Genomic DNA, 25,707 nt, shown 5'->3' on the forward strand with positions numbered 1-25,707 from the left:
CCCAGCGGCTTGGCGATTGCGGCGCGACTCATAGCGCCCCCAGGTCATGGGCGGCCTGGGCCATGAGCGCGGCATGCAGAACACGGCGATGGCCAGACAGCGCCAGCGCCGGCTCGTCGAGCAAGGCCTGGCGCGTAGCCGGGGTGGCCAGGGCCTCGACCAGACCGGGCCGTTCGATGACGACCGGCGGCCCGTCGAGGGCCGCCAGCACCAGTCGTTCGATGCCGCGTTCGGAATCCACTAGGCCCGCCACGATGGCCTGGGCGAACTCGCCGGTCTTGCGACAGAATTTGCGATAAGCCCAGCGCGCAGCCGGCGACAGGGCCGGGACCCGGATCGCGGTCAGGACTTCGGCCTCGGCCAACCGGGTCTCGAAGGCCGAGCGCATGAATTCGGCCGCCGCGAGCTGGCGCTCGCCCTCCGGCCCGCTCACATCGAGCCGGGCCCCGAGCGCGGCCATGGCCGCAATCCAGTCGGCCGCCGGATCAGCGTGGCAGAGGCTGCCGCCGACAGTGCCGCTGTTGCGTACGGCGCGATAGGCGATACCCCGGGCGACCTGCGCCAGCATGCCGTGGGAGACGTCGGTAAAACGCCCGTCTTCGATCGCGGCATGGGTGACCATGGCACCCAGCACGAGCTGGTCGCCTTCGATACGGGTATCGCACAGGCTCGCGATCGGTGCCAGATCCACTACACAGTCTGGTTGGGCCAGCCGCAGATTGAGCATGGCGCCCAGCGACTGCCCGCCGGCGATCGGTTGGGCGAAGTCGTCTTCGGCCAGCATCGCCACCGCGGCTGCGACATCGGACGCCGGCGCGATTCGATAATCAATGGCTTTCATGGCCGGCCTCCCGAAGTGCTGCGATCACCCGTTCTGGGCTGATCGGCACGCTATGAATCTCGGCTCCCAGACCGGCCAGGGCATCGTTGACGGCGTTGGCGATCGCGGCCGGCGGCGCGATCGCACCGCCCTCGCCGATGCCTTTCTGGCCGAAACGACTGAACGGGCTCGGCGTTTCCATATGATCGATCTTCGGATCGGGGATTTCGCCAGCCCCCGGCAACATGTAGTCGGCCAGGGTCGAGGCCAGCGGCTGGCCTTCGCCGTCGAAAGGCATCTCTTCGTACAACGCGGTGCCGATGCCCTGGGCCAGACCGCCCAGTAGCTGGCCTTCGACCACCATCGGATTGAGCAGTACGCCACCGTCTTCGCAGATCGCATAGTCGAGCAGCCGGACCGCTCCGGTGGCGGTATCCACCTCGGCCACACAGGCATGCGTGGCGTAGCTGAACGTGCCCATATCCGGCTTCATTTTGTAGCCGGCCACGAGACCAAGCCCGGCCGGGTCGACATCGTCGGGCAGCAGCTGCGGAGCGCGGTACCAGGTATAGGCCAGCTCGGCGAAACTCATGGCCCGATCACCGTCGCCGCTGACCACCCGGCCACCGTCGAAATGCAGTCGTTCGGCGTCCACCTCTAGTAGGTGCGCGGTCAGCCGGCGCAGCCGCTCGGCCATGGCTTCACAGGCCGAGGCCACCGCCCCGCCTGACATGACCGCACAACGCGAGCCCCAGGTGCCGGTGGAGTACGGCGAACTCGCGGTATCGCCGTGTACCAGCCGAACATGGGCCGGGTCGATGCCGAGCACCGTATGCGCGACCTGAGCGAGCGTGGTTTCCATGCTCTGGCCGTGCGAGTGCGCCCCGATCTGCATTTCTAGAATGCCGTCCGGGGTCATGCGCAGGTTGCATTGTTCGTAGCCGGGCACCATGGGGATGCCCCAGCCGTGATAGACCGAAGTGCCGTGGGCGCCCTGCTCGCAGAAAGTGGCCAGCCCCAAGCCGATCCGCTTGCTGCCTTGGGCGTCGGCCTGGCGGGCTCGCCAGCCCTGCCAATCCAGGGCGGCGACGGCCCGCTGCATCGATTCGAGGTAATCGCCCGAATCGAAAAGCTTGTTGGTGATATTGGTATAGGGCATGTCCTCGGCCCGGACCAGGCTGCGTTCGCGCAGCTCATAGGGCTCGATGCCCAGCTGCCGGGCCGCCGCATCGAGGGCGACCTCTAAGGCAAAGCAGACCCCGGTACGCGCTACGCCGCGGTAGGGCAGGATCGGTGGCTTGTTGGTCGCTGCCGAGCGCGTATGACAACTATAGCGATCCATCTTGTAGGGCCCGGGCAGAATCGAGCCGACCTGGGCGGCCTCCAGACAGGCCGAGAACGGATACGAGGAATAGGCTCCGGAATCGACGATCGCATCGCATTCGATGCCGGCCAGCCGGCCACTGCGTTCGACATGCACGGTGATGTCGTAGGCATGCTCGCGGCAGTTGGCATTGGCCGATAGATGCTCGCCGCGATCCTCGATCCAGCGGATCGGGCGGTCGAGTTTCATCGCCAGCCAGGCACAGCAAATCTCCTCGGGCAACAGGATGCCCTTATAGCCAAAGCCTCCCCCGACGTCCGGCGAGACCACCCGCACCTGGCCTTCATCCAGGCCGAGGCATTCCGCCAGGCCGGTGCGGTTGAGATGCGGCATCTGCGCCGAGCTGGTCATCTCTAGGCGGTCCAGGCGATGATCCCAGTGGCAGACCACGCCCCGGCCCTCCAGCGGTACTTGGCACTGGCGTGAGGTCGATAGCTTTCGGGACACCGAGATCACATCGTCGGCAAGTGACTCGCCGGCGTCGACCTGGGTTTCCAAAAAGACGTTCGAGTCCCAGTGGTCGTGCAGTTTGGCCGCTGCCCGACCGTCGGCGGCCTCGTGCATATCCGCGACCACCGGCAATTCTTCATAGTCGACAAAGACACACTCGGCCAGATCCTCGGCCCGGGCCCGCGACGGGGCCACACACATGGCCACCATCTCGCCCACGAAGCGGACCTTGTCGCGAGCCAGCGGATACTGCTCGGAGGTCTGAAATCCCGGCAGTTTGGAGGCCGCCACGATCGGCTTGACCCCGACCATATCCGCCATGCTGTAGACCAGCGACTCGCAGCCTTCCGGCTTTTCGATGCCGGTGATCCGGGCATGCGCCATCGGCGAGCGCACGAAGGCCACATCCAGCATGTCGGGCAGGCGAATATCGGCGACGAACTGGCCACGGCCGCTCAGAAAACGCGCATCCTCCTTGCGGGCCAGACGCGCACCGATGCCCTTGGCCGTTACATCCGGATGCGGGCCGGTCATGCCGAAACCGGATCCGCCGTACCCGGCCGGAAACTCGGCAGGGTCGGGGCATCGGCCTCGTAATACACGCCCTGGCGCAGACAGAAACGCGGCGTGAGCATGCGCTCGGCGCTCACGCGATGGCCTTCGTTGTCGCGCAGGCTCCATTTGCCGCGCTCGTCGTTGAGTACCGATACATCACCGACCGCGCCCGGTCGCAGATGACCGATCTCGTCGGCCATGCCCAGCATGTTTGCGGCATTGGTGGTGACCATCGGCACTACCTGATCGAGCGACAGCCCGAGCGCGAGCATGCTGGTCATCGCCGAGGTCAGCGAGAAACGCACCGCGCCGGCAAACATATGATCGCCTTCCTCAGGGTCGGAGTGGACGTCGGGCGTGCCCGGCGGCGGCGCGATTCGGGTGTTGTAGCCATGCATGTCGGCGCCGAGCGTATTGGGTACGATGCCGGCATCGAGCACCTTGCGGGCCACGTCGAAGCTGAAGTGCGAGCCGTGGCCGACGTCGACTTTCACGCCGCGGTCCAGGGTCTCCCGAATCAGCCCATGGACCCGGCCATTTTTGTCGACGAAGCCACCGGGGTGACGGGTGAACGGATGGGCCAGTACGTCGCCTGGTTTGACCAGCTCTAGGACACTGGGAAAGATCGTATCCGGGTCGATATCCATCGGGTCTTCCGGCGACGGCCAGAGCTGGCCGAAGTGCAGATAGACCGGCATCCGCGACTGGCGACCGATCTGGGCGGCCAGCTCGATCACGTCCATGCCCCAGCGCTGGAAGCCGCCGAGTTCGGCATGGGCCTTGATGCCCTTGACCAGATCCGGATTGGCATCGACCGCCTTGGCGGTGGCATCCACATCTAGACATTCCGGACGATAGAGTTGCGGATAGTAGTGGCCTTCGAGGCCACCGACCAGGTAGGCCGAGATGAAAGCCAGCACCCGGGTCGCAGCCGGCTCAGCCACGAAATGCCGAAAACCGGGCAGCGTCATGCAACTCGGCCCGCCCTGATCGACCAGTGTGGTCACGCCCGAACGCACGCCGCACATATCGGCCTGCAAGCCAAAACGTCCGGTCACATAGCGATACACATGGGCATGGGTATCGATCATCCCCGGCAGCACCAGACAGCCCGAACAGTCGATGACCTCAGCGTCCGAGGCATAGGGCGCATTGAGCCCGGTGACGATGCCGTTTTGAACGACCAAATCGGCGACCTCGTCGGTCCCCGTCGCCGGATCGATGACGCGCCCCCCCTGCAACACCGTCGTTGCCATCTCTGCTCCTGTCGAAAATCAACTGACTGACGAAGCAGAGCAAGCCCTATGCCACAGCATAAGACTGGGCGCGCCACACGAACGCAAACCTCTAATTTTATTTGTAAAATCAATACATAAATATATGTGGCATACCCCTTAACTAGCGAGATGCCAGCCCCCGATGCAATGCTTCAACACGAGCCATGCGCACTAAAACAGGGGCATTATGTGGTGCACCCCATATTATCCCGGCGCTCGGTGGCGAGGTCTGACGGGACTAAACTAAGGCCGCACTGGTGCCGCCGGCACCAGAACAGCAGCCGCGCGTCTCAGCCAAGCTTGAAAGGCACGGTGCCCAACTCGTTGTTGGTCTGGACCAGACGGCTCATATACCACACGAACATCTGCCGATCCGCCTCCGGCAGGGCCTCGATGGTACGCTCGTGGGCGCGCTGGACAGCCGGTGCCATACGTTTAATCCGCTGGCGGCCCCTAGGGGTTACGCGGGCCAAACGCATCCGGCGGTCCTGTTCGCTGCGTCGGCGTTCGACGAGCTGCCGCTCTTCCAGCCGCCGCAGCACATCCGCAACGCTGGTGCGCTCGAGCCCGATTTCAGCGGCCAGCGTCATTTGATCCTGCTCCCCTTTATCCACGAGAGCGGTCAGCACGCTGTATTGAACCGGCGTGATGTTGAACCCCTCGGTTTCCTTCAAAAACAGTGCGCAGTGGATCTGATGCAGCCGGCGAATCAAGAACCCGGGCCGTAGCAGCAACGGGGATTTCTCGCCGATTTGCGCAAGCTGTTCGTCGACGTCGTTTGCTGAAAGCGCCATGGCTTAGCCTTGTGAAAAATCGGGCAGCGGCCTGCATCTCATCAAACATGGCGCGCCGGCCACAAGCGACGCCGTAGACAACGGCGTGCACGGGCTCGCAGGCCACCCCCCGGCTTGTTCTTTGACGGCGACAGCGCCGCTCATGATGGCTGCCCGAATCCCGGCGCTATAGTGTCCGGCGTTCGCACTTGCGGGCACAGCGCAGCCGCCAGCTTTAGCAGACGCTTATCGGCATGACGGCGAGCCAACAGCGACAGACCGACCGGCAGCCCGTCGATCATCCCGAGCGGCACACTCACCTGCGGCAGGCCTGCCAGGCCCGCCGTACACAACAACGCCATAGCCTGCGACCGGTAGGTGGTTTCCAGATCGGGCCCGGCGCCTTCGCGCCGCGGCGCCGGCTGCGGCGTGCTGGGCAGAACCAGAACATCGTCCGGGCCGATCACCTCGGCCACGCGGGCCATGATCTTTTGACGATGCCGCTGGGCCGCGCGTCGTTCGTCGGCCCCGATTCGGCTAGCCTGGGCGATGCGTTCCCGAACGCCCGGGCCAAGCTTGGGCTGCGTCGCCTCGATCCATCCCCCCAAACACGACCACACATCAGCCGCCTGGAGAATACGGAAAGTCTCGAACCAGCGCTCGAGCCCGTCCTGGGACAGCTTTGTCGATTGACTGCTGCCAATTTCAGCGCGCACCCGGGCGATACCGGGCTCGAGTGCTTGCACGATCTCGTGATCCACGGCAGAAAATGCATCCTCCGCGACCAGCAATTTTTTGAACGCACCGGTGTCTTGTTCCGCCGGCAGCAGAGTATCGCCAACCGCAGTGAAGACATCGGCCTGGCGAGCGAACCACCCCACGCAGTCGAACTGGCGCGCGAACGGCAACAGGCCGGCCGTCGAGACATCGCCATGGGTGGTGCGGATCCCGAGCAGGCCGCAATAGCTGGCAGGCACACGTACCGAGCCACCGCAGTCGGTGCCGAGTGCAAAATCCACCAATCCCGCTGCCGTGGCTGCCGCCGAACCACTGGAGGATCCCCCGGATAATCGATCGCCGCTCCAAACGTTGACCGGTGCGCCGTAGTGCGCATTCGCACCGGTCAATGAGTAACACAGCTCATCGCTGATCGTTCGCCCAACCAGGGCGGCGCCGCCTTCGACCAATCGCGTCACGGCTTCGGCCGTGGCACTCGCCGCCGAATGGCTGGCCAGCCATTCCGGTTGTCCGAAGCCGGTTGGCGTGCCCGCGATATCGAAAACATCCTTGGCCGCGAAAGTCAGGCCTGACAACGGACCCTCGCGGGTCGGCGCAAGAGCCACATGATTATCGCGACAAAAGGCATTGACTGGGTCTTGGACTGGCGACTGCGACATCCCTCACCTGTACTGCAGGATCGCGACGGCCGAACGACAGCGGCCCTGACGCTTCGCAGCATCGCCCCGTCCCGGCCTGTCTCGATCAGGTCAAGAAGGTCACCAGAGGCAAGGAGTGTGCCATGGGATTATTGGCCACAAGCATTTGACACGGTTCAACCCTTCGCACCGCGACAGCGCGCTGTCGCGCCGTACGGGGCGACACTAACCCGGCAGGCCGGGCCCGCCATCGACACAAGAGTCGTTTCGACCGAACTACGCAGAGCTCGCCCAAGACCTCTTCGGCCGATCACAGATGGTTAAAACACTCTTGAGGATATCTTGTCATGCGCTCTCGAAGCCCATGGCCGTTTTACGCGCGCCTGTCGATCCGCCCGATCACCTTAGGGGTGTCGTCATAAGCTACGCCGCCACAGCCGCGCCGCTGAAGTGGCAAACCAAGACATCGTGAGCGGGGCGTGGCTACGGGAGCGAACGATAACGTCGGATGGCTGCCTCAGGGGCCGGCCCTGCGGGTGATGCCCGCCCATCGTCCCAGGCGGCGTTGTATGCGTTGACCGTGGAGCCTGCCACGCTCAGTCGCCTGCGCCTTGCCTGACCCAATGGGCGGGCGTCATGCGGGGGTGTCTATTATGACGACACGCTCTAAGAACGACCGTTTTCCCGAACTCTTATCGGGCCCTATCATCAGTACGGCCTGCCCCCAAAAGCCAAACCAACGGCGCCGATCAGCCGTTTATCCGATCAAAGTATTTACAGCCCTCGAGTACAACGAGCATCGCTGTCCTGCTTGAAGCAGCGATGCCCCTCGATTACTGCCGGCAAGACAACCTAGGGCTGGCTCGCGGCCGAGTTGTCCGCCCCAATCCGCTCGTTGGCATAGACGTTGGCGCTTGCCCCGTTACGCAGCCGGATCTTGCCGCTGGTGACATTGTCGTGCACCTCGCCATTGCTGGCTGAAAAGCGGATCGCGATCGAGCCAGTGTTTTCGCCGTTGTTGGTTACCGTGTTGTTGACGATCTCGAAACCGCTGGCCCGGTTCATGTAGATGCCGACATCGGTGGTATCGGAAATTCGGTTATTCCGAATCACCCCACCGCGGGTTTCGACACTGGTATCGCCGTTACGGAAATACTGGCTGCCAGTACCACCGCCGCCGAAGGACAGACCGATGAAGCTGTTCTGCACGGTATTGTTTTCGAACGTCACGTTGCTCGAATTGCCTTTGGCAAAGGCGGCATAGGCGGGGCTGCCATTAGGCTTGCGGATGTTATTAAAGGTATTGCCGCGTAGCGTCCAGCCGTTAACCCCGACCAGGTCCACGCCTTCGACCACGCCGCGCTGCCCGGTACCGCTGAAGCCGATATAGGAATTTTGGATCAAACCGTTATCGGAATAGGCAGCCGGGCCGCTGGCATTCGTCGGACTCGACACCTTGAAGCCGGATGCGCCGTTGTCGATCGCCTTGACGTGATCGGCGGTAAAACCGTCCGAGTCGTTGTTGAGCTGGATGCCGTGGTAGTAGCTGTTGCGAACGGTCAGATTACGGATCGTGAGCTGGTCCGAGTTGTTGACCTTGAAGTTCACATAAAGACTGGAATCGTTGATTCCCGGACCTTGAATGACCGTGTCGTCGTAGTTCGAGGTCGCCCCTTGGATGGTCAGGTTGGTTTTGCCATGAATCCGGATCGGCGAACTTTCCTGATAGACCCCCTGGGCCAAAGTGATGGTACGGCCGCTCGCCGGCGCATTGTTAATCGCCGTTTGCAGCCCGGCCAGCGAGGATACGGTGATCGCATCCTGGCTGAACGCAGCCGGGCTGACCAGTATCACTGCCAGCGACGTACCAGCCAGACCATATTTGAGATAACGCGTCATAAGGGCAACTGCCTTGGTTCAAAAACTGTAACAAGAAGATGCCCAGTCCCCTTTCGCGAGTTGTATCGCCCCCTGTCAGCGGGGCTATCTAATCAGCCCATCTATCAAAAATCAAAATATATTTGAAATCAATTATCTGTAATTTAAGACATATTGGGTTACAAACATTTTGTGTTTCTCGGCAATCCGCCTTTGGCGCCAACCCCCGGTTAGCCAGACCGCAACAACCCGGCTTGAACCCAGCCGAAATAGGCATGCTTTTCTTCCCAGACCGGACCAAATGAAGGCTTTTCGCCGGAATCTACAGGATTAAAACATATTCTATTCTATATACAGCTTTCATCCGGCTACCCGGTGGCTGTGATTACGGCCCACCGGGGGTCGAATATCGCCCGGGTTGCTGCGGCGAGCACAGCGCATCTCATGTTTCGCAGCGCCCGCTCGGGCCACATGACGCGTGCATCCAGCCTGGGCTATTCCCGGTAGGATGCAGGTATCAACTTTTTGTCGTGGCCTCGTGGCGAGGCCGGCTGTGACCATCCGCTATGCAACTGACCTTCATCGGCGGCGCCGATAGCGTGACCGGCGCCTGCAATCTGCTGGTCGACGAACGCCTGGATTTACGCTGCCTCGTCGACTGTGGCGCTTATGCCGAACGCGGCCCGGGGTTTGCCGACGGTGCACCGCGGCTGCCGTTCGCGCCACGCGAGCTGGACTTCGTGGTGCTGACCCATGCGCACCGCGATCACTGCGGCCGCCTGCCCCAGCTGCATCGAGCGGGATTCCGCGGGCCGGTTTATTGCACCGAGGCCACGGCCGGCATGGCCGAACTGGCGCTACTCGATGCCGCCAAATTCTCGCGCGAATATGACGCCGACGACGTCGAACTGATCGACTTCCAACCGCTGGATCGGCGGGCCGATTTCGCCTTCGACCGGCCGCTGCGCCTGCACGGAATATGGCTGACCTTGCATCGCAGCGCGCATATCCTCGGCGCAGCAGCTGTAACCGTAGGCTGGCGCAGCCGGGCCGGCATGACCCGCTCGATCGTGTTCAGCGGAGACATCGGCGGCAACACGCCGGACAATCCCTACCAGTCGCTGCTGGCCGGTCAGACGCTGCCGGGCGTGGCCGATTACATGGTGGTGGAATCCACCCGCGGCGGTGAACCCGCGCGGGACGCCGCCTACAAATCGTTCGAGGACCGAATCGCAGCCTGGGCGGCCTTGTTCGCCGATAGCGACGCCCGCGGGGGTGGGCCGGTGATTGCGCCCTGTTTCGCGATCCATCGTGCCCAGGAACTGCTGTTCGATCTGGATCACGTACTGCGCAGCACCACAGCTGGACGCCCCGATGCCCAGGGCCGACCCCGCTGGCTGTCGCTGGATGCGCCGTTGGCCGTGAAGATGACCGACGTCTTCGCCGAGCACCTGAGCCGTGGGAACGCCGGTGAAAGGCTGCCTGTGTATCGCAACCCGTTGTTGGCCCCGCGTCTCGGCCTCAACGACGAGGCCGAGGTCGATCGCCACCTGGCGACGCTATGGGATCGCGTGCGACAGAACCGTGCCCCGGGCGGCACCTTGCGGGCGATGCGCGACGACACGCTCAACCGTATGATCGCGTTGGCCGGCAGCGGCATGTGCGAAGGCGGCCGGATCGTCGACTTCATCATCGACCAGATCCACAACCCGGCCGCTACCTTGGTGCTATGCGGCTATGCCCCGCCGGATACCGGGGCCGGCCGGCTCCGGCAACTGGCCGCCGGCGAATGGCCGGATCAGCCGCTGCCGCTCGGCCGGGCGCGTATCGACCCGGCCCGGGTCCGCGCCCGGATCGTGGATTTTGGCGATTATTATTCGGGCCACGGCGACGTGGCGGCGCTAAGCCGCTTCGTCTTCGACCGCGACCCCGCCGCCCCGGAGTATCGCCCGGCCACGGTGTTTCTCAACCACGGCGATCCCGAGATGCGGACCGAGCTGGCCGCCCGGCTGCGTGCCCGAGCCGCAGCCGCACAGCCGGACGACCGGGCTGTGGCCGGCATTGAGCTGCCGCATGGCGGGCAGATCATCAATCTGGACGGCGCCGACGCCGCCCGGCGGGAGCGACGCATGCCGCGCCTGCGGCGCGATCTATCGCAACACGATACCTAAGAGCGCCCCATAGGCATGCCTGGTCGCGCGTCAGGGTGCTGATTGTCGGGGCCGCGGCCGCTCAAGATCGGCCGAGATCGGCCGATATGATCGTTCGACTGTTCAGTTCGGCCCGGCGATGAGCACCATGGCCAGCCGTGGCATACGATCGTTTATGGCTCAGCATCGCTCCCCTGGCCCGAAACCACCCGCGCCACGGCTCGGGGTGCGCCTGACGCTTGGCTTCGGCCTGGCCGAACTGGCGATTTGGCAATTGCTGTCCCCATTCCCGGCCTGGCCGTTCGCGCTACTCACCGGGATCGACCCGCAGCTGCGCATGTTGATCGCTCTGATGCTGCTGGCGTGCGGCTTCGTTGCCACCCTGGCCTGGCTACGACGCCACATCGGCCGACCGCTGCACGAACTGGCTACCTATGTCGGCGAGCAAAGCCAGCGCATCGCGCCGGAGACGCCAGCTACGCTCCCTGCGCGCGCCAGTGACATCGACAACATCCGGGCCAGCATCGATCGATTGATCGCCACCCTCGAAAGCCAGCACGCAGAATTGCTCAAGCAAACCCTCAACGACCCATTGACCGGACTCGGCAATCGACGGCTGCTCGAACAGCGCCTGGCGACGCTGCTGCCCTTGACTCGACGTCTGAATACCTCGCTGTCGTTGCTCATGATCGATGTCGATCATTTCAAGGCCTACAACGACTACTACGGCCACCCGGCCGGCGACACGTGTCTGATCGAGATCGCCAATGTACTGCGGGCGACATTCCGCCGCGAAACCGATGTCATCATCCGGCTCGGCGGCGAGGAATTTTTGGTCGTGATCACCGATGTCGCCGATCGGGACGCGATCAGATTGGCCGAGGCCATGCGCTCAATGCTGCAGCTGGTCGGTATTCCGCATGACAAGTCGCCCACCGCGGCGACCGTCACCGTCAGTATTGGGGTCGCGACCGCGGCTGCTGGCACCTCGGTCGGCCCGGACACGCTGCTCGCCTGTGCCGATGAGTGTCTATACGACTGCAAGGCCGATGGCCGCAATCGCAGCGCCCACCGCCGGATCGGCGATGCCCAGGCGCGCGTGTATACCGCGCCACCGGCGCCGGAGCGAAGCGACACAGTCATTCGCGAATCGGCCTGATAGCGGGCACAGCCCACTAGGCTGCTGCCTACACTGCCCAAGAGCAGCGCAATCAGCTCCGGCCGGCGCCCCGGCCCTATGGTTGGCCGCGCTCAACCCATGGCCATCCGATCTGCTCTACCCTGAATCCAGCGGGCCAGGCTCGCGAATTCTAATCCGGACCGGCACAGGGTATGGCGATGGTCGATAACTCTCATTCGTGGCCGCCTCGTCGGACACAGGGGCTGCCCCGCCTTCGTCCGCCCCGAGGGCGCGCCTCGACGTCGTGGCCTGGCGCCGCGATCGCACCGACCCACATCAGCGGACACGATCACTATCGCCTGACTCGCCCGGCCCGGGCCACACCATGGGCCCGTATCACCGAACTCTGTACCCATGAGACCGTCGAAGCACTCGCCCAGGCCCGCGGGTTGGCGCATCTGCCGCATGGGCTGCTGCGGCGTCTCGTACGCGGGCGCGTTCGGAATTTCGCTGCGACCCTGGCCGAATTCGATGCCCGAATCACACGCTTCGGGCTGGCTGCGGCCAGCGCCTGGGGACTCCAACAGTGGGCCGGTTCGCTCAGCCGGACCGGCGATTTTCGTTGCCCCGGCCAGGCGTTGTTGCTCGTGTCCAATCATCCCGGCCTGGTCGACGCCACAACCCTGCTGGCCCAGCTCGGCGGCCACGACGTACGCCTGCTGGTGGCCGATCGCGCGCTATTCGAAGTGTTGCCCGGGCTCGCCCCGCACCTGATTCGAATCGCCCCTACCCAAGATTCGCGCACCATGGCCTTGCGAGACGCCGCTCGGCATTTACGGCGCGGCGGCACCGTCGTGACCTTCCCGGCCGGGCGGATCGAGCCCGATCCCGCCAGCCGACCCGCCGACGCCCGCGTCTCGCTTGGGCACTGGTCGCCCAGCGCAGCAGGCTTGGCCCGGCTGGTGCCGAAACTGGCAGTACAGCCTGCTCTGGTCCGCGACGTGCTGGCCACGCGCTACCGCAACCATATTCTGGCCCGCCGAAGCATCGATGCGCAGGGCCGCGATGCCGTCGCCGCTGCCCTGCAGATGCTGGCGGCCCGGCCGGACCTCGTTCGCCCCCGGCTGTCGATCGGGAGCGCGATCGAAGCCGCGTCGGCCGAAGGGTTGCAGGCAGAGATACTAGGCACGATGGACCGGCTCATGCGCTGACCCGCGCGCTGCGCGACCATAGCGGCGCAACAGGAAATGGCCCCGCGTTCGAATACCGTAGACCAGTTCGAACAATACGGACAGCAGCAAGAAACCGAAGAATACAGCCACCGCGGTCGGGTTGCTGCGATAGGTATGGGCCAACAAAATCAGCAGCGCAACGGCACAGAACACTAGCCCAGCGCCGTGCAACAGGCGGCTACCGCGTATCTGGTCCGCGAGCCGAAAGGCCGCGGCATTCACCAGCGCAAAGACCAGCAGGAAGCTGGCACTGCCGATGATCGCGATATCGGTCAGATCGATGCTATTGGCCAGCAGCATGGACAACGCCGCGGTCACCAGCACTCCGGTCAGTGGCAGATCGTGCCGCTGGGCGTCGAAACGCGCCGGCAACACCCCGTCCTTGGCGAGCACATAGCCCAGCCGTGCATTGCCATAGATCGTGGCGTTGATCGCCGACAGGGTCGCCAGCACCGCCGCCCAGGCCACCACGACGAACCCTGCGTGGCCCAGGGCCGGTTCGGCAGCCACGGCCAGCACATAGTCTTTGACCGCCAACACCTGGCTATCGGGCACGGTGCCCACGGTGATCACCGCGATCAGTACGTATAAGGCAACGACGACCGTGACTGCGGCGATAAACGCGATCGGCAGGTTACGGCTCGGGCGTTGGATGTCCTCGGCCGAATTGGCGATCAGCTCGAACCCCTCATAGGCAACGAAAATAATCATGCCGGCCGTTACGATGGATAGCGTCGACCCCCAGTGCTGCGGCGCTAAAGGTTCCACTGCAACATAGGGTGCACAGGCGGCAATCACCCCGACCAGCAATGCGATCTTGATGACCACTACGACCGTTTCGGCCCGACTGACGGCGGCCGCACTGATCAGGTTGGCCAGCGTCGGTAAAGCGATCGCCAGCGTAATCAAGGCATGGGTCAGCAACGTACCGGAAAAAGATCCGAAAAAAGTCTGGGCATAGGCCGCAAACGCCGTGGCATACAGGGCGATGGTCACCAGGTAGCTCAACCACAGCATCAAGTTGAGGCTGCCGGAGAGCAGATTGCTGCCAAAAGCCGCATCGATAAAGGCCACGGTCCCGCCGCGGCTGGGATAGGCTACGGTCAGGCGGGCATAGGCCAGGCCGGTCAGCAACGCAAGCGTCCCACCCACCAAAAAGGCCACGGGCGTCGCCCCATGCGATAAGGCCACCGCTTCGCCGAGCACGGCAAAGATTCCGCCGCCGACCATACCGCCGATGCCCATCGAAATCGCGCCCAACAGCCCGATCGTGCGTTGTCTATCTGTGTCCATCCCATCCTCGATTCCGGCATGTGCCAGTGGTTCAGCCTGTGCCTGGGTCGATCGATGCCCAGCACAGCGCCGCCGGCCCAGAAGGCCTATCAGCGGCGTTTGCGACAGCGGCTTCGAAACCAGCCGCCGGCAGTCCGGTCCATCCTCGGGGCCGATGCTGGCGCGGTTGTCGCAACCCCGCCCGGCGCCGAGGCTCGATACCCTATGCGCCCGGCCCAGCACACGAGCGGCCATAACAGCCCGGGGCGATGCACTCGATCACCCGCCCTATGTCTACGGCCCCGACTTCAGCCAGCCGCGGAGTGGTCGGCGTCGCCCGGGCCGACCGACGCGAGGGCCGGCAGGCTCGGCTGGCGTACGATCAGCACCGAATGATGCGCATGCCGTACCACCCAGTCGGCCACGCTGCCGAGCAGTACATCCAGCCGCCGCGGCGAGTGGGAGGCCATGACGATCAGGTCCACGGCGTGCTCGTCGGCGACTTCGACGATGGCTCGCCCCGGCCGGCCCACCAGCACGTGCGCACTCCAGCCGAACTCGGTGCCGAGCCGCTGATCGCCGATCCGGCCCAGGCGGCGCTTGGCCTCGGCCACGACCTTGCGCATATAGCGGGCCTCGATCGATGGGAAATAGCCCAGCGACACCTGGGGCACCACGCTCAAAAGAATAAAAAGACTGTCGTGGGTACGCGCGTGCTCGGTGGCCACGGCGAACACGCTGTCGAGCAACGCCTCCTGGTCCAGGTCGATCGGCAGCAGAATCTTGTGGCTCATGACCGCGTCACCGGTAGGCGTTTCGGTTCGAGCATGCCTCGCTGCCCACCGCCGCGGCATGATCTGGATCAAACCGGCGCCCGCGCCGATGATGCCGTGTCCTGTTGCTTGGCGTATTGATCAAGGTCACACCGGCCTTGGGCTATTCCAGCCAAACTGAGCCAGTCGCTATACTGCGAGGAATGTTCGGATGGCCATCGAGACTGCAGACGATCCTCTGGAAAGCATCGCCCGCTATATCGAAAGAGCGCGCCAACTGGGCGAGCGCGAGCCCAATGCTGCTACCTTAGCCACCGTCGACTCGGCCTTGCACCGGCCCTCGGCCCGCACGGTATATACCCACGTCCTGCCCGATGGCATTGGATTTTTCGTCAACACCTATAGTGGCAAGGGGCGGCAGCTGCTCTGGAACCCCCATGCTGCGCTATGTTTTTTCTGGCGCCGGCTGGAAGAACAGATCGTGGTCGAGGGCTCGACGGAATTGCTCAACTCCGAAACGGCCGATCAGCTCTGGCAGAAACGCTCGCGCGAAAGCAGCCTGATCGCCCATGCCACAAGCCCCAACACCGCTGACCCGCATTCGACGGCCGGCCTGACCGAGCGGGTCGCCTCGGCCCGCCATGAACACGGTTTCGAACACCCGCCCCGGCCCGAGCACTGGAAAGGCTATCGGCTACGGCCCGACCGCTTCGAATTCTGGACCACCGGTTGGGATCGCGCCCGCGACCGACACGTCTACGAACGCCACAGCGATACCGGCTGGGTGATTTCGCGTCAGCCCCCCTAAACCTGCCCGCAGGCCAAACACACTCGCCCCCAGTCTGCCGGCACCACTGGCGGTGGTTATGAATCCATGGACGTGGGTTCCGAAGTCTCAGCCAGGTCCTCGACCGGCTCAATTTTCGAAGTCGCCTGGCGAATCACCAGCACCGAATGCCGGGCGTGCTTGACTACCTGTGCCGCCGTACTGCCCAGAAACACGTCCCAGATCACCGGATTATGCGATGCCATCACGATCAGATCGGCATCCACCAGATCGGCGTGCCGTACGATAGTACGAGCCACAGGGCCGAGTTCCACGTTCACCTGCCAGTTACCCTCCTCGCCCAGCTGCTCGGTCGCGATCTGCTCGAGCCGAACCCGGGCCTGGACAGCGAACCGCTCCATAGCGTTGACGTCGAGATACGGCAGCTCGCCGGCATAGCTTTCGATCACCACATGCAGCAGCACTACCTGGGTCGGTTCGATCTCGGCTTGGCGCCGTACCGCCTGAAAAACGCTTTCAAGCACGGCCGGCTGGTTCAGATCGATCGGCACGAGAATCGTTTGCGACATGACCAACTCTGACTGGAGAGAATGTAACTACCAATCTCGCCGACCGCCGCCCGGCTGTGATTGACCGAAATCAAGCCCCGGCCGTCGTGGTCGCCGGAGTCCGGTCCGCGGCCGAGTGGCCGGTGTCGTCTCAGCGCTCGGGCTGCGTGTGCGTAAAACGTGCCAGGCGCTGGCGCAGACGCTGGACATGGCCACCGGCCCAGAACAGCTTGTCGCAGTTTGGACAGTAGCCAAAACGGTGGTAATGGCGTTTCGTCAACGGCGCCAGTCGATGGACGATATCGGCCTTGGCGACCGCGGCCAGCCGGGTATTGCAGTGGCTGCAGCGGGCAAACGGTGCGATGTGGGCGGCCAACGCGAAATGGGCGACCACGTCGTCGAGCTGGGCCTGTGGATCGTCGTCGCGAACGAAGCGGCCATGGACGACGCGGGCGCGTTTGAGCAGGCCCCGGTCGCGGGTGAGCAAGACCCGATCATCGACCTCGGCAATCTCGGCCAGCCGGGCGTCATCGCAGTCGTTGCTATAACGGGCATCGAAACCGAGTAGGCGTAGATAACGCGCGAGCCGCCCGAGATGGGTATCGAGCAGGAAACTCGGCGGGGCAGGCAGCGCCGGGCGCAGGCTCGGCGCGGCCCGCCCGGCTGGATTCGGCGCCACGAGTACCCGCGCGCGACTGCCGGCATCGAGCACCGCCGCCGCGGTCGCCGGGCGACCGTCGATACGAATCCCGCCGATTTCGGTATGCGGCACGCCACAGGCTTCGACGATATCCTTGATCGCCGCGCGGCGGGTCAGCGCGTAGTGCAGTGTATAGCCGCGCTGCGCCGCCGTTAGAAAATCGCGCAGCTCACCGAGCAGCCGGATACGCATCGCAGATCGTCAATGTATTCGCCACCATATGAACCAGCCTAGGGGCTATTGCGATGACGTACGAACGCATCTCGGCAACGCCGCTGCCGGTGCCAGGCCCAGCCTGCGATACCCGATGCCAAACGATCGGGCCGTAGCACGGCCGAAACCGTGCCATCTCGATCGTCGCAGCCGCAGGCCCCAGCGACCGGGTCGCGCCCCAGCACCACACCGGCGCCGAACCGCTGTCTTTTCGGAATCGGGCCAGAGCCACGGTCGCGCCGCTGCGGGCCAAGCCATGACCTGGTGTATGGCTTGGCCCGATCGCTGACACGCCTCGCCGTCGTCGACAGAGCGCACCGCCACGCTGCGGCCGGCCGCGGGCCCAGGCCGCGCTATACTGGGGCGTCGCGATCTGGTTTAGTTTCGAGCCCTTTCGGCTCTGGGTGACGATTGTCATGCCTCGTTCACGCCGCAATCCACGCCGCCAGCCGCCGCAGGCTCCGCAGGCGCCACAAACGTCCTCTGCCCCCACACGGCTGATCGGTCTCAACAAACCGTTCGACGTATTGTCCCAGTTCACCGATGCGCAACACAGCCGGACGACGCTGGCCGACTATGTAGATGTGCCGGGCGTGTATCCAGCCGGACGGCTGGATCGCGACAGCGAAGGCCTGTTGCTGTTGACCAACAACGGGCGCCTGAACGCCAAGATCACCCAGCCGAAACAGGCGCTGCCCAAGACCTATTGGGTACAGGTCGAAGGCACGCCCGATGCCCATCAGCTCGCTGCGCTACGCGCCGGGCCGACGATTCGGGGCGGCCCGACCCGCCCGGCCGAGGTCGAGCTGATCGAAGAACCGCAGCTCTGGCCGCGCCACCCCCCGGTACGTCATCGCAAGACCGTCCCTACCCGGTGGCTGGCGATCACCATCACCGAAGGCCGCAACCGTCAGGTGCGACGTATGACCGCGGCAGTCGATCTGCCGACGCTGCGGCTGGTCCGGATCGCGATCGGCCGTTGGCGGCTGGGCGATCTGGCGCCCGGCGCCTGGCGCGATCTATGACCGTCCGCAGCGCGGCTCAGCGGGTGCCGTAGAGCCGGTCTCCGGCGTCCCCCAACCCCGGCAGGATATAGCCATGATCGTCGAGCTTGTCATCGATCGCTGCAGTCCACAGCGGCACATCGGGATGGGCTTCGCGCAGCGTCCGCACCCCCTCTGGCGAAGCCAGCAAACAGACGAACTTGATATGGACGGCGCCACCTTCCTTGATACGTCGGATCGCAGCGGCAGCGGAATTGCCGGTCGCCAGCATTGGGTCGACCACAATCACCTGTCGCTCGCCGATATCGTCGGGCATTTTGTAGTAGTACTCGACCGCGACCAGGCTCTCGGGATCGCGGTAGATACCGATATGCCCGACCCGGGCTGAAGGCAGCAATTGAATCATGCCTTCGAGCAGGCCGTTGCCGGCCCGCAAGATCGACACGAAACACAGCTTCTTGCCCGCCAATAGCGGCGCCTCAGTGGTCGCCAGCGGGGTATCGATGGTCGCGGCCTCCAGTTCGAGATCGTGGGTGACCTCATAGGCCAGCAGATGAGCGATTTCGCGCATCAGGCTGCGAAAATCCTGGGTCGAGGCTTGTTTGCGCCGCATCAGCGTAAGCTTGTGCTGTACCAGCGGATGGCGGATTACAGTCACATCGTTGTCCATGACACTCCCCTTTTAGAAAACCGTGCCGTCGCTGACGATCGTGACCGGCGGCGGCCCAGTCGGGCCGCGCCGCTCGCGGGCGATCCGTCGCCCGGCATGCCAGCTGCCGCCTTCTAGCACCCGGATCAATGGCCAGTCGGCAGCGTCGGCGCCCAGCCGCTCGCGAATGCGCTCGGCCAGACGGTCGAGCAGCGCCACAGTCAAAGCCCGCCACTCGACCACGAATTCATCGTCGACCGGCTGCGGTTCGAGCAATCGCGCCGGATCGCGAACCGCCAGCACGCCGAGATCGATGAACAGGCCGCCGTTGCGATATTCCGGCAGCCCGGTCAGACCATCCAGTTCGGTGATCGTCACCCCGGCATCGGCCAGTGGCTCGACCAGCGAATAGGCCAGCCACTGCGACAGCTTGTGGAACGGCACCCAGCCGCTGGTCGCATCGTCGGCGACCAGTGCTGAGTGCTGCCATACATCGCCGAGTTCGACGCCGGCCAGCCGCGGCCGCTCGGGCCAGATCCCGCCCAGCGCGTCCAGCAGTACGCCCAGCAGCTCGGCGGCCGGCAGTGCACCGTTCGTATCCGCCAACGCCAGCACATGATCCACCAGATGGCCGATCCGTGGCGCCTGTCCAAAACGCTGCGAATCGGCGCGCATCGCCGCGGCCAGCCGCGCCAGCAATTCGGCCCGGCCAGTCAAACCCGCCAGCGGATTGTCGGGCCCGACCTGCATGGCCCGGCCGAGATCCTCAGCAGTCAGCCATTCCAGGGCCGCGGCATCGGCCCGCAGGGGGACGCCCGGGTCGGCCGAGAACAGGCCGTCGCGAAACATTTGCACGCTGGCCACCGCCAGCCCTTCCGAACGCGTATAACACGCGCCCGTGGCCGGCTCGCGATAACGCCAGTCGGGCCCGGCCCCGGCGTCGAGCAGCACGCTGGTCACGACCAGATCAACGCCGATGCGGGCACGTTCGAGTGGCGCTTCGGCCAGCCCGGCAGTCAGTACCGCCCAACGATCGACCCCGCCGGCCGTGAAATGGCGCCAGCGGCTATGAAACGGCACCGCCAGATCCGGATAGCGCTCGCGGATGGTGTCGATGACATAGTCGGCACAGCGATCCAGGGCCTCAGTACGCACCACGAAATGAGCCAGCCCATCGGCTTCGGCCAAAGCCAGCATCGCCGCCGCGCGTTGGCGCACGGCGGCCGCGCTGCGCAGCCAGTGGGCCGCGGCCTGGGCCGAGTGGTCGGCCGCAGCCGGTCCTTGATCAGAACTCGCCAAAGCCGCGCCCCTTGACCTGCGAGAGCTGATCCAGATCCAGCGCCGGATCCTCGGTGAAATAACCGGCCGCCTTTTTGGCCTCGATCTCGACCCGGCTGTCGTCGGGCACCAGCTCGTCGGGAATGGCGATCCGTTGACCAATCTCAATGCCCTGGCGAACCAAGGCGTCGTATTTCATGTCGCTCATGGAAACGAACCGATCGATACGGCTCACCCCCAGCCAATTCAGCGGATCGGGCATCAATTCCTGAAAACGCACATCCTGCACACCGGCCACACACTCGGTGCGGCGGAAGTAGTTGGCGGCACTATCGCCACCGGCCTGGCGCTTACGGGCGTTGTAGACCAAGAACTTGGTGACTTCGCCCAGGGCCCGGCCTTCCTTGCGGTTGTACTGGATGATGCCGGCGCCACCATCTTGGGCGGTCGCGACACAGACTTCGATGCCGTGGGTAAGATAGGGCCGGCAAGTACAGATATCCGAGCCGAACACATCCGAGCCGTTGCATTCGTCGTGCACCCGGCAGGCCACCGGCCGCTCCGGATCGGTGATCGCTTCCAGGTCGCCGAACACATACAGCGTCACCCCGCCGATCGGCGGCAAGAACACTTTCAGATCGGGGCGAGTGACCAGCTCCGAATACATGCCGCCGGTCTGCTCGTAGAGATTGCGCCGCAGTTCCGATTCGGCCACGCCACAGCGCGCCGCGATACCGGGCAGATACCAGACCGGCTCGATCGCGATCTTGGTCACGCTGACTTCGCCGGTTTCGAACAGAATGCGGTTATCGGGCGCCAACCGTCCGGCCGCGATCGCTTCGCCGAGTTCGGGAATTGTCAACCGCGCCCGGGTCACCGCGATCGACGGCCGGATATCCTCACCAGAGGCCAGCGCCTCGCCGAACACCTCGCCCACCTTGTGGCCCCAAGGGTCCAGCGACACGATCCGCTCGGGATTGCCCCACTGTGGATGCGGGCCGATAGCGGCCACCGGATCCGTATCGGTGAGGTCCGGGCGATGCTCGGAATGCAGAGCGCCGGAAGCAATCGCCAAAGCCCGATAAACCGAGTACGAGCCGGAATGGGCACCGATCACATTGCGATGGGCACAGAAGGTACCAATCACCGGGCCACGTTCGGCCGCGGTCGAGGCGCCCCAGGCCAGCGGCGCCGGCTTGTGCCCGCCACTGGGATGGGAAGTTAAAACGATATGTTTGTCGGCTTGGGCGCTGTCGCTCATCTGTTGCACTCCGAGAGGACGCAGGCTGTGTATGAAGCAAACTACGTGCCGCTTTGTATCCAAAAGCAGCGTTTACGGTGTACAAACCGGGTTACTAACTGTGCCGGACGGCCTTGGCCGGCGGCTCTCGGGTCTTTCCTGGTGGCCATGAACGGCTGCGCGGCCGGATGACCGGCCGGAATCGCCCGCCGCCAGCCGCAGGGGCAGCTGAAAAAGATATGTACGATCAATAAGCTGCTCGCCGCACAGGCAGGGCGACCGAGCCGGGCTGGCGAGGCTGTCGGCAGACCGCTTTGTTCGCGCGCGGGCCGAGGGCCTGTTGACATGTTGTCCCGGGCACCGCGCAAGAGCCCGTTTATTGGGTCCGGCCCGGTGCGGTTTGCCGGACCTCGGGCGCGCCATAAGCGTGCGACTCGCAACGCCGAGTGCCCGTACTCGCTTTCCAAGACGCCTCAACCTGGAGGGACAAACGCTGTGGTGCGGCAATCCAGCGTTGTCGCGCCCCTGCATAGCGCACGAGGCTAAGATCGCGACGCCGTGTTTTGCCGCGCTCGGCGCTCACTCGTATGGCACAACATCAGACGCTAGGCCGTGTTGAGGTGTCGTCCGAGTACCGCGTTGCGCCCCAAATCGTGGCGGGCGAGGCGCGAGCCGCCGGTTCTGGGCCGTGCCATGGTCAAGGCTCGTCCCGCGGCCCAACGCGATTTGGAGCACAACCTTTGGAACAATGGCTGTTGGGCCGCAATCCAACGTTGCCGCACTCGCGGCGCCTCGGATTGCAGCCCAACAGACCTCGACGCGTCCTAGCGTCGCCGGCGCGGCTCGAAAGCGACCGCCTCGACCTGCCAGTCGGTTGGCGTCGCGATCAGCTCGATATAGCCCGGCCCGCCGTAGGCCCGCGAACGACCGGCCGCACCAGGATTGAGCAACCAGGGCACGGTTTCGGACTCGACCACCCGGCGATGGCTATGCCCGCAGACTACGGCTTGGGCTTCGGCAAAGCGCTCGCGTAGCTTACGGTGTCGAGTCTTGGCTGGCCATTGATGGCCGTGCATGACGGCCAGCTGGCCGCCAGGCAGTTCGCGGATGGCCGCATTCGGCCAGGGCGCCTCCTCGGGATCGTTATTGCCGGCGACGATGATCAGCTCGTCGCCGAGGGCAGCCAGCTGGTCGGCGATCGATGCGCCGACGTCGCCAGCATGGACCAGCAGTTCGGCCCCTGCGGCGGCTTCGGCCACCCGGGGATCGAGAAAACCGTGGGTATCGGCCAGTATGATGATTCGCATGGCGCCAATGTAGCAGCCAGTGCTGCCATCGTAGTGTCATGTCACAGGGGGAGGATGGACCGGATGAAAACCTGGGCGCTTTATAGTCTGAAGGGTGGCGTCGGCAAAACCGCGGCCGCGGTTAACTTGGCCTACGAGGCCGCAGCGACCGGCAAGCATGTGCTGCTGTGGGATCTCGACCCGCAGGGGGCCGCGAGCTGGTATCTCGGCATCGACCAGCCGCCGGATCTATCGGCCAAGAAGATCGTAGACGGCAAGGTGCCGCTGGGCCGCTATGTCCAGGCCACCGCACACGAACGTCTGGCGGTATTACCGGGCGGGCGCGGCTATCGCCAGTGGGATGCCGAAATCCATGCCGCTCAAAGCCCGCGCAAAGTCATCGAGCGGCTGGTGGAGCCGTTCTCGGAAAGCTATTCGCTGCTGATTCTGGACTGCCCGCCGGGCATTGGCGCGCTTGCTACGGCGATTCTTCGCGCCGCCGACCAGGTGCTGGTGCCGGTGGTGCCGACCCCGCTGTCACTGCGTGCTTTCGACGAAGTGCTCGATCACATCGCTGACAAAAAGGTCGGCAAGACCCGGGTGCGGCCGTTTTTTTCGATGGCCGACCGACGCCGGCGCATGCATCGCGACCTGCTGGCCGAGCCGCCCGAATCGATGCAGCAGGCCATGGCCACGTTTATCGACTACAGCAGTCAGGTCGAACAAATGGGCGCCCATCGCGCGCCGATCGCGACGTTTGCCCCACGCAGCCGGGCTGCCGGCCAATTCCGCAGCCTCTACGAAGAACTCGCCTAGTCGTTCGCTCAGCCCCGGCCGATCTGCGCGAGCATGAAATCCGCGATCGCCGGCCCCTGGTCTTCCTGCAGAAAATGCCGGGCGCCACGAATCGTGGTGTGGGCCACGCCAGCTGCGCCCGGCACCCGGCGGCGAAAAGGGCGATCCATGCCGCGGGTGACCGGATCACCAGCGGCGAAACAAGTATGGAATGGCTTGGAAAACGCTTCGAGCTTTGCCCAGGCTGCCCGATTGGCGGCGCTGGCCGGATCGTTGGGCTGCATCGGGATCAGGCGCGGCAAGGCTCGCGCTCCGGCCAGGTCGCGGCGATCAGCAAATGGCGCTCGATAGGCAGCGCGCTCGGCGGCCGATAGCCAGCGCCGGCTACCGGCCTGCAGGATGGCACCAACCGGAAACACCGGCGAGATACGCGCAAAGGCCCGCCAGGCATGGATCAGCCAAGACATGGGCTCGTCGCCGGTAGGCAAAAAGCCGTTACCGATGAACACCCGCGCGAATCGGGAGTCATGCTCGGCCACCAGCCGCAGGCCGATCAAACTGCCCCAGTCCTGGCCGAACAGCGTGATGTCGGTCAGATCGAGCTGACGCAGCCAGGCCCGGGCCCAGTCCACATGCGCCTGATAGCTGTAATCGGCCCCGTGGATTGGCTTATCCGAGCGGCCAAAACCGATCAGATCGGGCACGAGCACGCGATGTCCTGCGGCCGTCAGACGCGCGATCATATGCCGATACAGATAACCCCAGGTCGGCTCGCCGTGCAGCAACACTATCGGCGCCGCCGAGCGTGGGCCTGCATCGACATAGTGCATACGCAGACCACCGACATCGGCATAGTTCGGCGGATAATCGAAACCGCTGAGCGCTTCGAAACGCGTCTGCGATGGTCGTCGAAAGACCAGGCCGTCCGCCGACTGCTGCTCGTCCGGTTGCATATCTCGGCCCCGATCGCCTGGATCAATATCAGCCCGAGGATAGCGCCGTTGTCCGGCTAGCTGTCCGTCCAGCACCCTCTTTTTGGCCAAACTATCGCCACGTGCCAGACAGCCGCTTGCGAGCCGCCAGGCGAACATACGCAACCGCACTATGGCCGTGCTCGGGCATCTCCTCGAAAACCCGCATATTCCTACCGATTCTGCCCCAAAGGTATTGAGGCCGGCTGCGGGACACGATAGCGTCTGGACAATGTCCAAACGGCTCACTGTATTGGCTCTCCGTCACTTTATTCTATTCGCCCTCGTGTTCGCTGGCGCCGGCCTGCTGGCCGGCTGCACGGCATTGTCGAGCACGACCCGTCGCGCCGGCCAGGCGTCGGTGGCCACGCTCAAAGGCACGGCATATGTCAGCCGCGCCACCGGCCACGCCTCGGTGACCGAGCCCGACACGCCCCGCTACGCCGATGCCCGAGCGTTCATACACTCACAGCGTCGGCAGCTGGCCCGCCAGGCTGCGGCCGGGGGCGGCGAAGATATTGATGCCCTGGCTTTTCTGATGGCCCGGCCGGACAACCAAGCGTTGGCACGCTGGATGCAGGCCCACTACGACTCGCTGTTCAGCGATCGGACGGTCTCGGCATCTAGAATCGTGTCGCGAATCGACGCGCAAGCTGGATAGCGCGTACCTTTGATACTTCAAAATCTAGGAAGGCATCCAAAATGAACAAATTTATTATGGTTACCGCTGCCGCCCTGCTGACCGTCGGTCTGTCGGCCTGCGGCAGCGATAATGGTTCGGACAACGCCATGTCCGACAACTCGGCGTCGAGCAACAGCATGAGCAGCAATTCGATGTCGGATAACGCCATGTCCGATAACTCGATGTCGGACAATTCCATGAGCGACAACAGCATGTCCGACAATTCGATGTCGGATAACTCGATGTCCGATAACAGCATGGGCAGCAACTCCATGTCGGACAACTCGATGTCGGACAATGCCATGAGCGAAGACAACAGCATGTCTGATAACAGCATGTAAGTGTCCGCTCGGACAAAGCAGCGTCGGCTCGTCGAAACGAACCGATGCGCGCTTCGACCGGCGTCGTGCTGCGGCGCCGGTTTTTTTGTGTCTAGCGGCGCCGAGACAGCGTGGCTGGCCACCGTACGCCCAGCCGCATCCGGCCCGGGCACC

23 protein-coding genes are annotated in these 25,707 nt (G+C 64.3%); 8 read left to right on the forward strand and 15 right to left on the reverse strand.

The window, feature by feature from the left end:
- Window positions 1-28 precede the first annotated feature (28 nt).
- From V5738_RS17715 to V5738_RS17740, 6 genes are all read right to left on the reverse strand, one after another.
- The gene (locus V5738_RS17715; protein WP_423822149.1) at window positions 29-841 is read right to left on the reverse strand and encodes an FAD binding domain-containing protein; all 813 of its coding nucleotides are present in this window, start codon (window positions 839-841) and stop codon (window positions 29-31) included.
- Entirely contained in the window at window positions 828-3,188 is a 2,361-nt protein-coding gene (locus V5738_RS17720) for a xanthine dehydrogenase family protein molybdopterin-binding subunit (RefSeq protein ID WP_423822150.1), read from the reverse strand. Before V5738_RS17720 ends, V5738_RS17715 begins: the two co-directional genes overlap by 14 nt.
- On the reverse strand, window positions 3,185-4,465 hold the full coding sequence (locus V5738_RS17725; RefSeq protein WP_423822151.1) for an amidohydrolase/deacetylase family metallohydrolase: 1,281 nt from the start codon (window positions 4,463-4,465) through the stop codon (window positions 3,185-3,187). The genes V5738_RS17720 and V5738_RS17725 overlap by 4 nt, the downstream gene beginning before the upstream one ends.
- A gap of 311 nt (window positions 4,466-4,776) precedes the next feature.
- Window positions 4,777-5,280, reverse strand: a complete 504-nt coding sequence (locus V5738_RS17730; RefSeq protein WP_423822152.1) for a MarR family winged helix-turn-helix transcriptional regulator — start codon at window positions 5,278-5,280, stop codon at window positions 4,777-4,779.
- Between the two features lie 140 nt (window positions 5,281-5,420).
- Window positions 5,421-6,656, reverse strand: coding sequence for an amidase (locus V5738_RS17735; RefSeq protein ID WP_423822153.1), 1,236 nt, complete (start codon window positions 6,654-6,656; stop codon window positions 5,421-5,423).
- A gap of 831 nt (window positions 6,657-7,487) precedes the next feature.
- On the reverse strand, window positions 7,488-8,534 hold the full coding sequence (locus tag V5738_RS17740; RefSeq protein ID WP_423822154.1) for a right-handed parallel beta-helix repeat-containing protein: 1,047 nt from the start codon (window positions 8,532-8,534) through the stop codon (window positions 7,488-7,490).
- A 545-nt stretch (window positions 8,535-9,079) separates the two neighbouring features.
- Between V5738_RS17740 and V5738_RS17745 the strand changes: the two genes are divergently transcribed.
- The 3 genes from V5738_RS17745 (at window position 9,080) to V5738_RS17755 (ending at window position 12,994) form a co-directional block, all read left to right on the forward strand.
- Window positions 9,080-10,684 carry an MBL fold metallo-hydrolase gene (locus V5738_RS17745; RefSeq protein WP_423822155.1) on the forward strand — a complete coding sequence of 535 codons (1,605 nt, stop codon included), beginning with the start codon at window positions 9,080-9,082 and terminating at the stop codon, window positions 10,682-10,684.
- 154 nt (window positions 10,685-10,838) lie between these two features.
- Window positions 10,839-11,822, forward strand: a complete 984-nt coding sequence (locus V5738_RS17750) for a diguanylate cyclase domain-containing protein (protein WP_423822156.1) — start codon at window positions 10,839-10,841, stop codon at window positions 11,820-11,822.
- Window positions 11,823-12,001: 179 nt separating this feature from the next.
- Window positions 12,002-12,994: a hypothetical protein gene (locus V5738_RS17755; RefSeq protein WP_423822157.1), complete on the forward strand. Its 993-nt coding sequence runs from the start codon at window positions 12,002-12,004 to the stop codon at window positions 12,992-12,994.
- Here the strand turns inward: V5738_RS17755 and V5738_RS17760 are convergent.
- Both V5738_RS17760 and V5738_RS17765 read right to left on the reverse strand, forming a co-directional pair.
- Window positions 12,965-14,308, reverse strand: a complete 1,344-nt coding sequence (locus V5738_RS17760; RefSeq protein ID WP_423822158.1) for an APC family permease — start codon at window positions 14,306-14,308, stop codon at window positions 12,965-12,967. The two genes, V5738_RS17755 and V5738_RS17760, sit on opposite strands and share 30 nt — an antisense overlap.
- Before the next feature lie 287 nt (window positions 14,309-14,595).
- Window positions 14,596-15,081, reverse strand: a complete 486-nt coding sequence (locus V5738_RS17765) for a universal stress protein (protein WP_423822159.1) — start codon at window positions 15,079-15,081, stop codon at window positions 14,596-14,598.
- Window positions 15,082-15,271: 190 nt separating this feature from the next.
- Here V5738_RS17765 and V5738_RS17770 point away from each other — a divergent pair, with 190 nt between their 5' ends.
- Entirely contained in the window at window positions 15,272-15,868 is a 597-nt protein-coding gene (locus V5738_RS17770; protein ID WP_423822160.1) for a pyridoxine/pyridoxamine 5'-phosphate oxidase, read from the forward strand.
- 56 nt (window positions 15,869-15,924) lie between these two features.
- On the opposite strand, the gene V5738_RS17775 is transcribed toward V5738_RS17770, so the two are convergent.
- Both V5738_RS17775 and V5738_RS17780 read right to left on the reverse strand, forming a co-directional pair.
- Window positions 15,925-16,416, reverse strand: a complete 492-nt coding sequence (locus V5738_RS17775) for a universal stress protein (RefSeq protein WP_423822161.1) — start codon at window positions 16,414-16,416, stop codon at window positions 15,925-15,927.
- 130 nt (window positions 16,417-16,546) lie between these two features.
- Window positions 16,547-17,287 (reverse strand): Mut7-C RNAse domain-containing protein, encoded by a 741-nt coding sequence (locus tag V5738_RS17780; RefSeq protein WP_423822162.1) that lies wholly within the window; start codon window positions 17,285-17,287, stop codon window positions 16,547-16,549.
- Between the two features lie 437 nt (window positions 17,288-17,724).
- Here V5738_RS17780 and V5738_RS17785 point away from each other — a divergent pair, with 437 nt between their 5' ends.
- Complete coding sequence (locus V5738_RS17785) at window positions 17,725-18,333, forward strand: pseudouridine synthase (protein WP_423822163.1); 609 nt, start codon at window positions 17,725-17,727, stop codon at window positions 18,331-18,333.
- Between the two features lie 16 nt (window positions 18,334-18,349).
- Here V5738_RS17785 and upp read toward each other — a convergent pair whose 3' ends face one another.
- The 4 genes from upp to V5738_RS17805 form a co-directional block, all read right to left on the reverse strand.
- The gene (gene upp / locus V5738_RS17790) at window positions 18,350-18,982 is read right to left on the reverse strand and encodes a uracil phosphoribosyltransferase (RefSeq protein ID WP_423822164.1); all 633 of its coding nucleotides are present in this window, start codon (window positions 18,980-18,982) and stop codon (window positions 18,350-18,352) included.
- A 12-nt stretch (window positions 18,983-18,994) separates the two neighbouring features.
- Window positions 18,995-20,260, reverse strand: a complete 1,266-nt coding sequence (locus tag V5738_RS17795) for a DUF1688 family protein (protein ID WP_423822165.1) — start codon at window positions 20,258-20,260, stop codon at window positions 18,995-18,997.
- Window positions 20,247-21,500, reverse strand: coding sequence for a GTP cyclohydrolase II (locus V5738_RS17800; protein WP_423822166.1), 1,254 nt, complete (start codon window positions 21,498-21,500; stop codon window positions 20,247-20,249). Before V5738_RS17800 ends, V5738_RS17795 begins: the two co-directional genes overlap by 14 nt.
- An 803-nt stretch (window positions 21,501-22,303) precedes the next feature.
- The gene (locus V5738_RS17805) at window positions 22,304-22,786 is read right to left on the reverse strand and encodes a metallophosphoesterase family protein (RefSeq protein ID WP_423822167.1); all 483 of its coding nucleotides are present in this window, start codon (window positions 22,784-22,786) and stop codon (window positions 22,304-22,306) included.
- A gap of 63 nt (window positions 22,787-22,849) precedes the next feature.
- On the opposite strand from V5738_RS17805, the gene V5738_RS17810 reads away from it, so the two are divergent.
- On the forward strand, window positions 22,850-23,581 hold the full coding sequence (locus tag V5738_RS17810) for a ParA family protein (protein WP_423822168.1): 732 nt from the start codon (window positions 22,850-22,852) through the stop codon (window positions 23,579-23,581).
- Between the two features lie 8 nt (window positions 23,582-23,589).
- Here the strand turns inward: V5738_RS17810 and V5738_RS17815 are convergent, their stop codons facing one another.
- A complete protein-coding gene (locus tag V5738_RS17815) occupies window positions 23,590-24,513 on the reverse strand; it encodes a haloalkane dehalogenase (protein ID WP_423822169.1) in 924 nt (307 codons plus the stop codon).
- Between the two features lie 250 nt (window positions 24,514-24,763).
- On the opposite strand from V5738_RS17815, the gene V5738_RS17820 reads away from it, so the two are divergent.
- The gene (locus tag V5738_RS17820; protein ID WP_423822170.1) at window positions 24,764-25,192 is read left to right on the forward strand and encodes a DUF3015 family protein; all 429 of its coding nucleotides are present in this window, start codon (window positions 24,764-24,766) and stop codon (window positions 25,190-25,192) included.
- A gap of 41 nt (window positions 25,193-25,233) precedes the next feature.
- On the forward strand, window positions 25,234-25,554 hold the full coding sequence (locus V5738_RS17825) for a hypothetical protein (protein WP_423822171.1): 321 nt from the start codon (window positions 25,234-25,236) through the stop codon (window positions 25,552-25,554).
- The last annotated feature ends 153 nt before the right edge of the window (window positions 25,555-25,707 follow it).

This window comes from Salinisphaera sp. SPP-AMP-43, assembly GCF_049568105.1.
GTDB lineage: Bacteria > Pseudomonadota > Gammaproteobacteria > Nevskiales > Salinisphaeraceae > Salinisphaera.

Bases quoted from the DNA above. Each gene is read 5' to 3' on its own strand.
- V5738_RS17745 (WP_423822155.1), top strand. From the start codon at position 9,080: ATGCAACTGACCTTCATCGGCGGCGCCGATAGCGTGACCGGCGCCTGC.
- V5738_RS17810 (WP_423822168.1), top strand. From the start codon at position 22,850: ATGAAAACCTGGGCGCTTTATAGTCTGAAGGGTGGCGTCGGCAAAACC.
- V5738_RS17820 (WP_423822170.1), top strand. From the start codon at position 24,764: ATGTCCAAACGGCTCACTGTATTGGCTCTCCGTCACTTTATTCTATTC.
- V5738_RS17760 (WP_423822158.1), bottom strand. From the start codon at position 14,308: ATGGACACAGATAGACAACGCACGATCGGGCTGTTGGGCGCGATTTCG.
- V5738_RS17735 (WP_423822153.1), bottom strand. From the start codon at position 6,656: ATGTCGCAGTCGCCAGTCCAAGACCCAGTCAATGCCTTTTGTCGCGAT.
- V5738_RS17725 (WP_423822151.1), bottom strand. From the start codon at position 4,465: ATGGCAACGACGGTGTTGCAGGGGGGGCGCGTCATCGATCCGGCGACG.
- V5738_RS17785 (WP_423822163.1), top strand. From the start codon at position 17,725: ATGCCTCGTTCACGCCGCAATCCACGCCGCCAGCCGCCGCAGGCTCCG.
- V5738_RS17800 (WP_423822166.1), bottom strand. From the start codon at position 21,500: ATGAGCGACAGCGCCCAAGCCGACAAACATATCGTTTTAACTTCCCAT.
- V5738_RS17750 (WP_423822156.1), top strand. From the start codon at position 10,839: ATGGCTCAGCATCGCTCCCCTGGCCCGAAACCACCCGCGCCACGGCTC.
- V5738_RS17715 (WP_423822149.1), bottom strand. From the start codon at position 841: ATGAAAGCCATTGATTATCGAATCGCGCCGGCGTCCGATGTCGCAGCC.
- upp (WP_423822164.1), bottom strand. From the start codon at position 18,982: ATGGACAACGATGTGACTGTAATCCGCCATCCGCTGGTACAGCACAAG.
- V5738_RS17755 (WP_423822157.1), top strand. From the start codon at position 12,002: ATGGTCGATAACTCTCATTCGTGGCCGCCTCGTCGGACACAGGGGCTG.
- V5738_RS17825 (WP_423822171.1), top strand. From the start codon at position 25,234: ATGAACAAATTTATTATGGTTACCGCTGCCGCCCTGCTGACCGTCGGT.
- V5738_RS17730 (WP_423822152.1), bottom strand. From the start codon at position 5,280: ATGGCGCTTTCAGCAAACGACGTCGACGAACAGCTTGCGCAAATCGGC.
- V5738_RS17775 (WP_423822161.1), bottom strand. From the start codon at position 16,416: ATGTCGCAAACGATTCTCGTGCCGATCGATCTGAACCAGCCGGCCGTG.
- V5738_RS17770 (WP_423822160.1), top strand. From the start codon at position 15,272: ATGGCCATCGAGACTGCAGACGATCCTCTGGAAAGCATCGCCCGCTAT.
- V5738_RS17740 (WP_423822154.1), bottom strand. From the start codon at position 8,534: ATGACGCGTTATCTCAAATATGGTCTGGCTGGTACGTCGCTGGCAGTG.
- V5738_RS17720 (WP_423822150.1), bottom strand. From the start codon at position 3,188: ATGACCGGCCCGCATCCGGATGTAACGGCCAAGGGCATCGGTGCGCGT.
- V5738_RS17765 (WP_423822159.1), bottom strand. From the start codon at position 15,081: ATGAGCCACAAGATTCTGCTGCCGATCGACCTGGACCAGGAGGCGTTG.
- V5738_RS17815 (WP_423822169.1), bottom strand. From the start codon at position 24,513: ATGCAACCGGACGAGCAGCAGTCGGCGGACGGCCTGGTCTTTCGACGA.
- V5738_RS17780 (WP_423822162.1), bottom strand. From the start codon at position 17,287: ATGCGTATCCGGCTGCTCGGTGAGCTGCGCGATTTTCTAACGGCGGCG.
- V5738_RS17805 (WP_423822167.1), bottom strand. From the start codon at position 22,786: ATGCGAATCATCATACTGGCCGATACCCACGGTTTTCTCGATCCCCGG.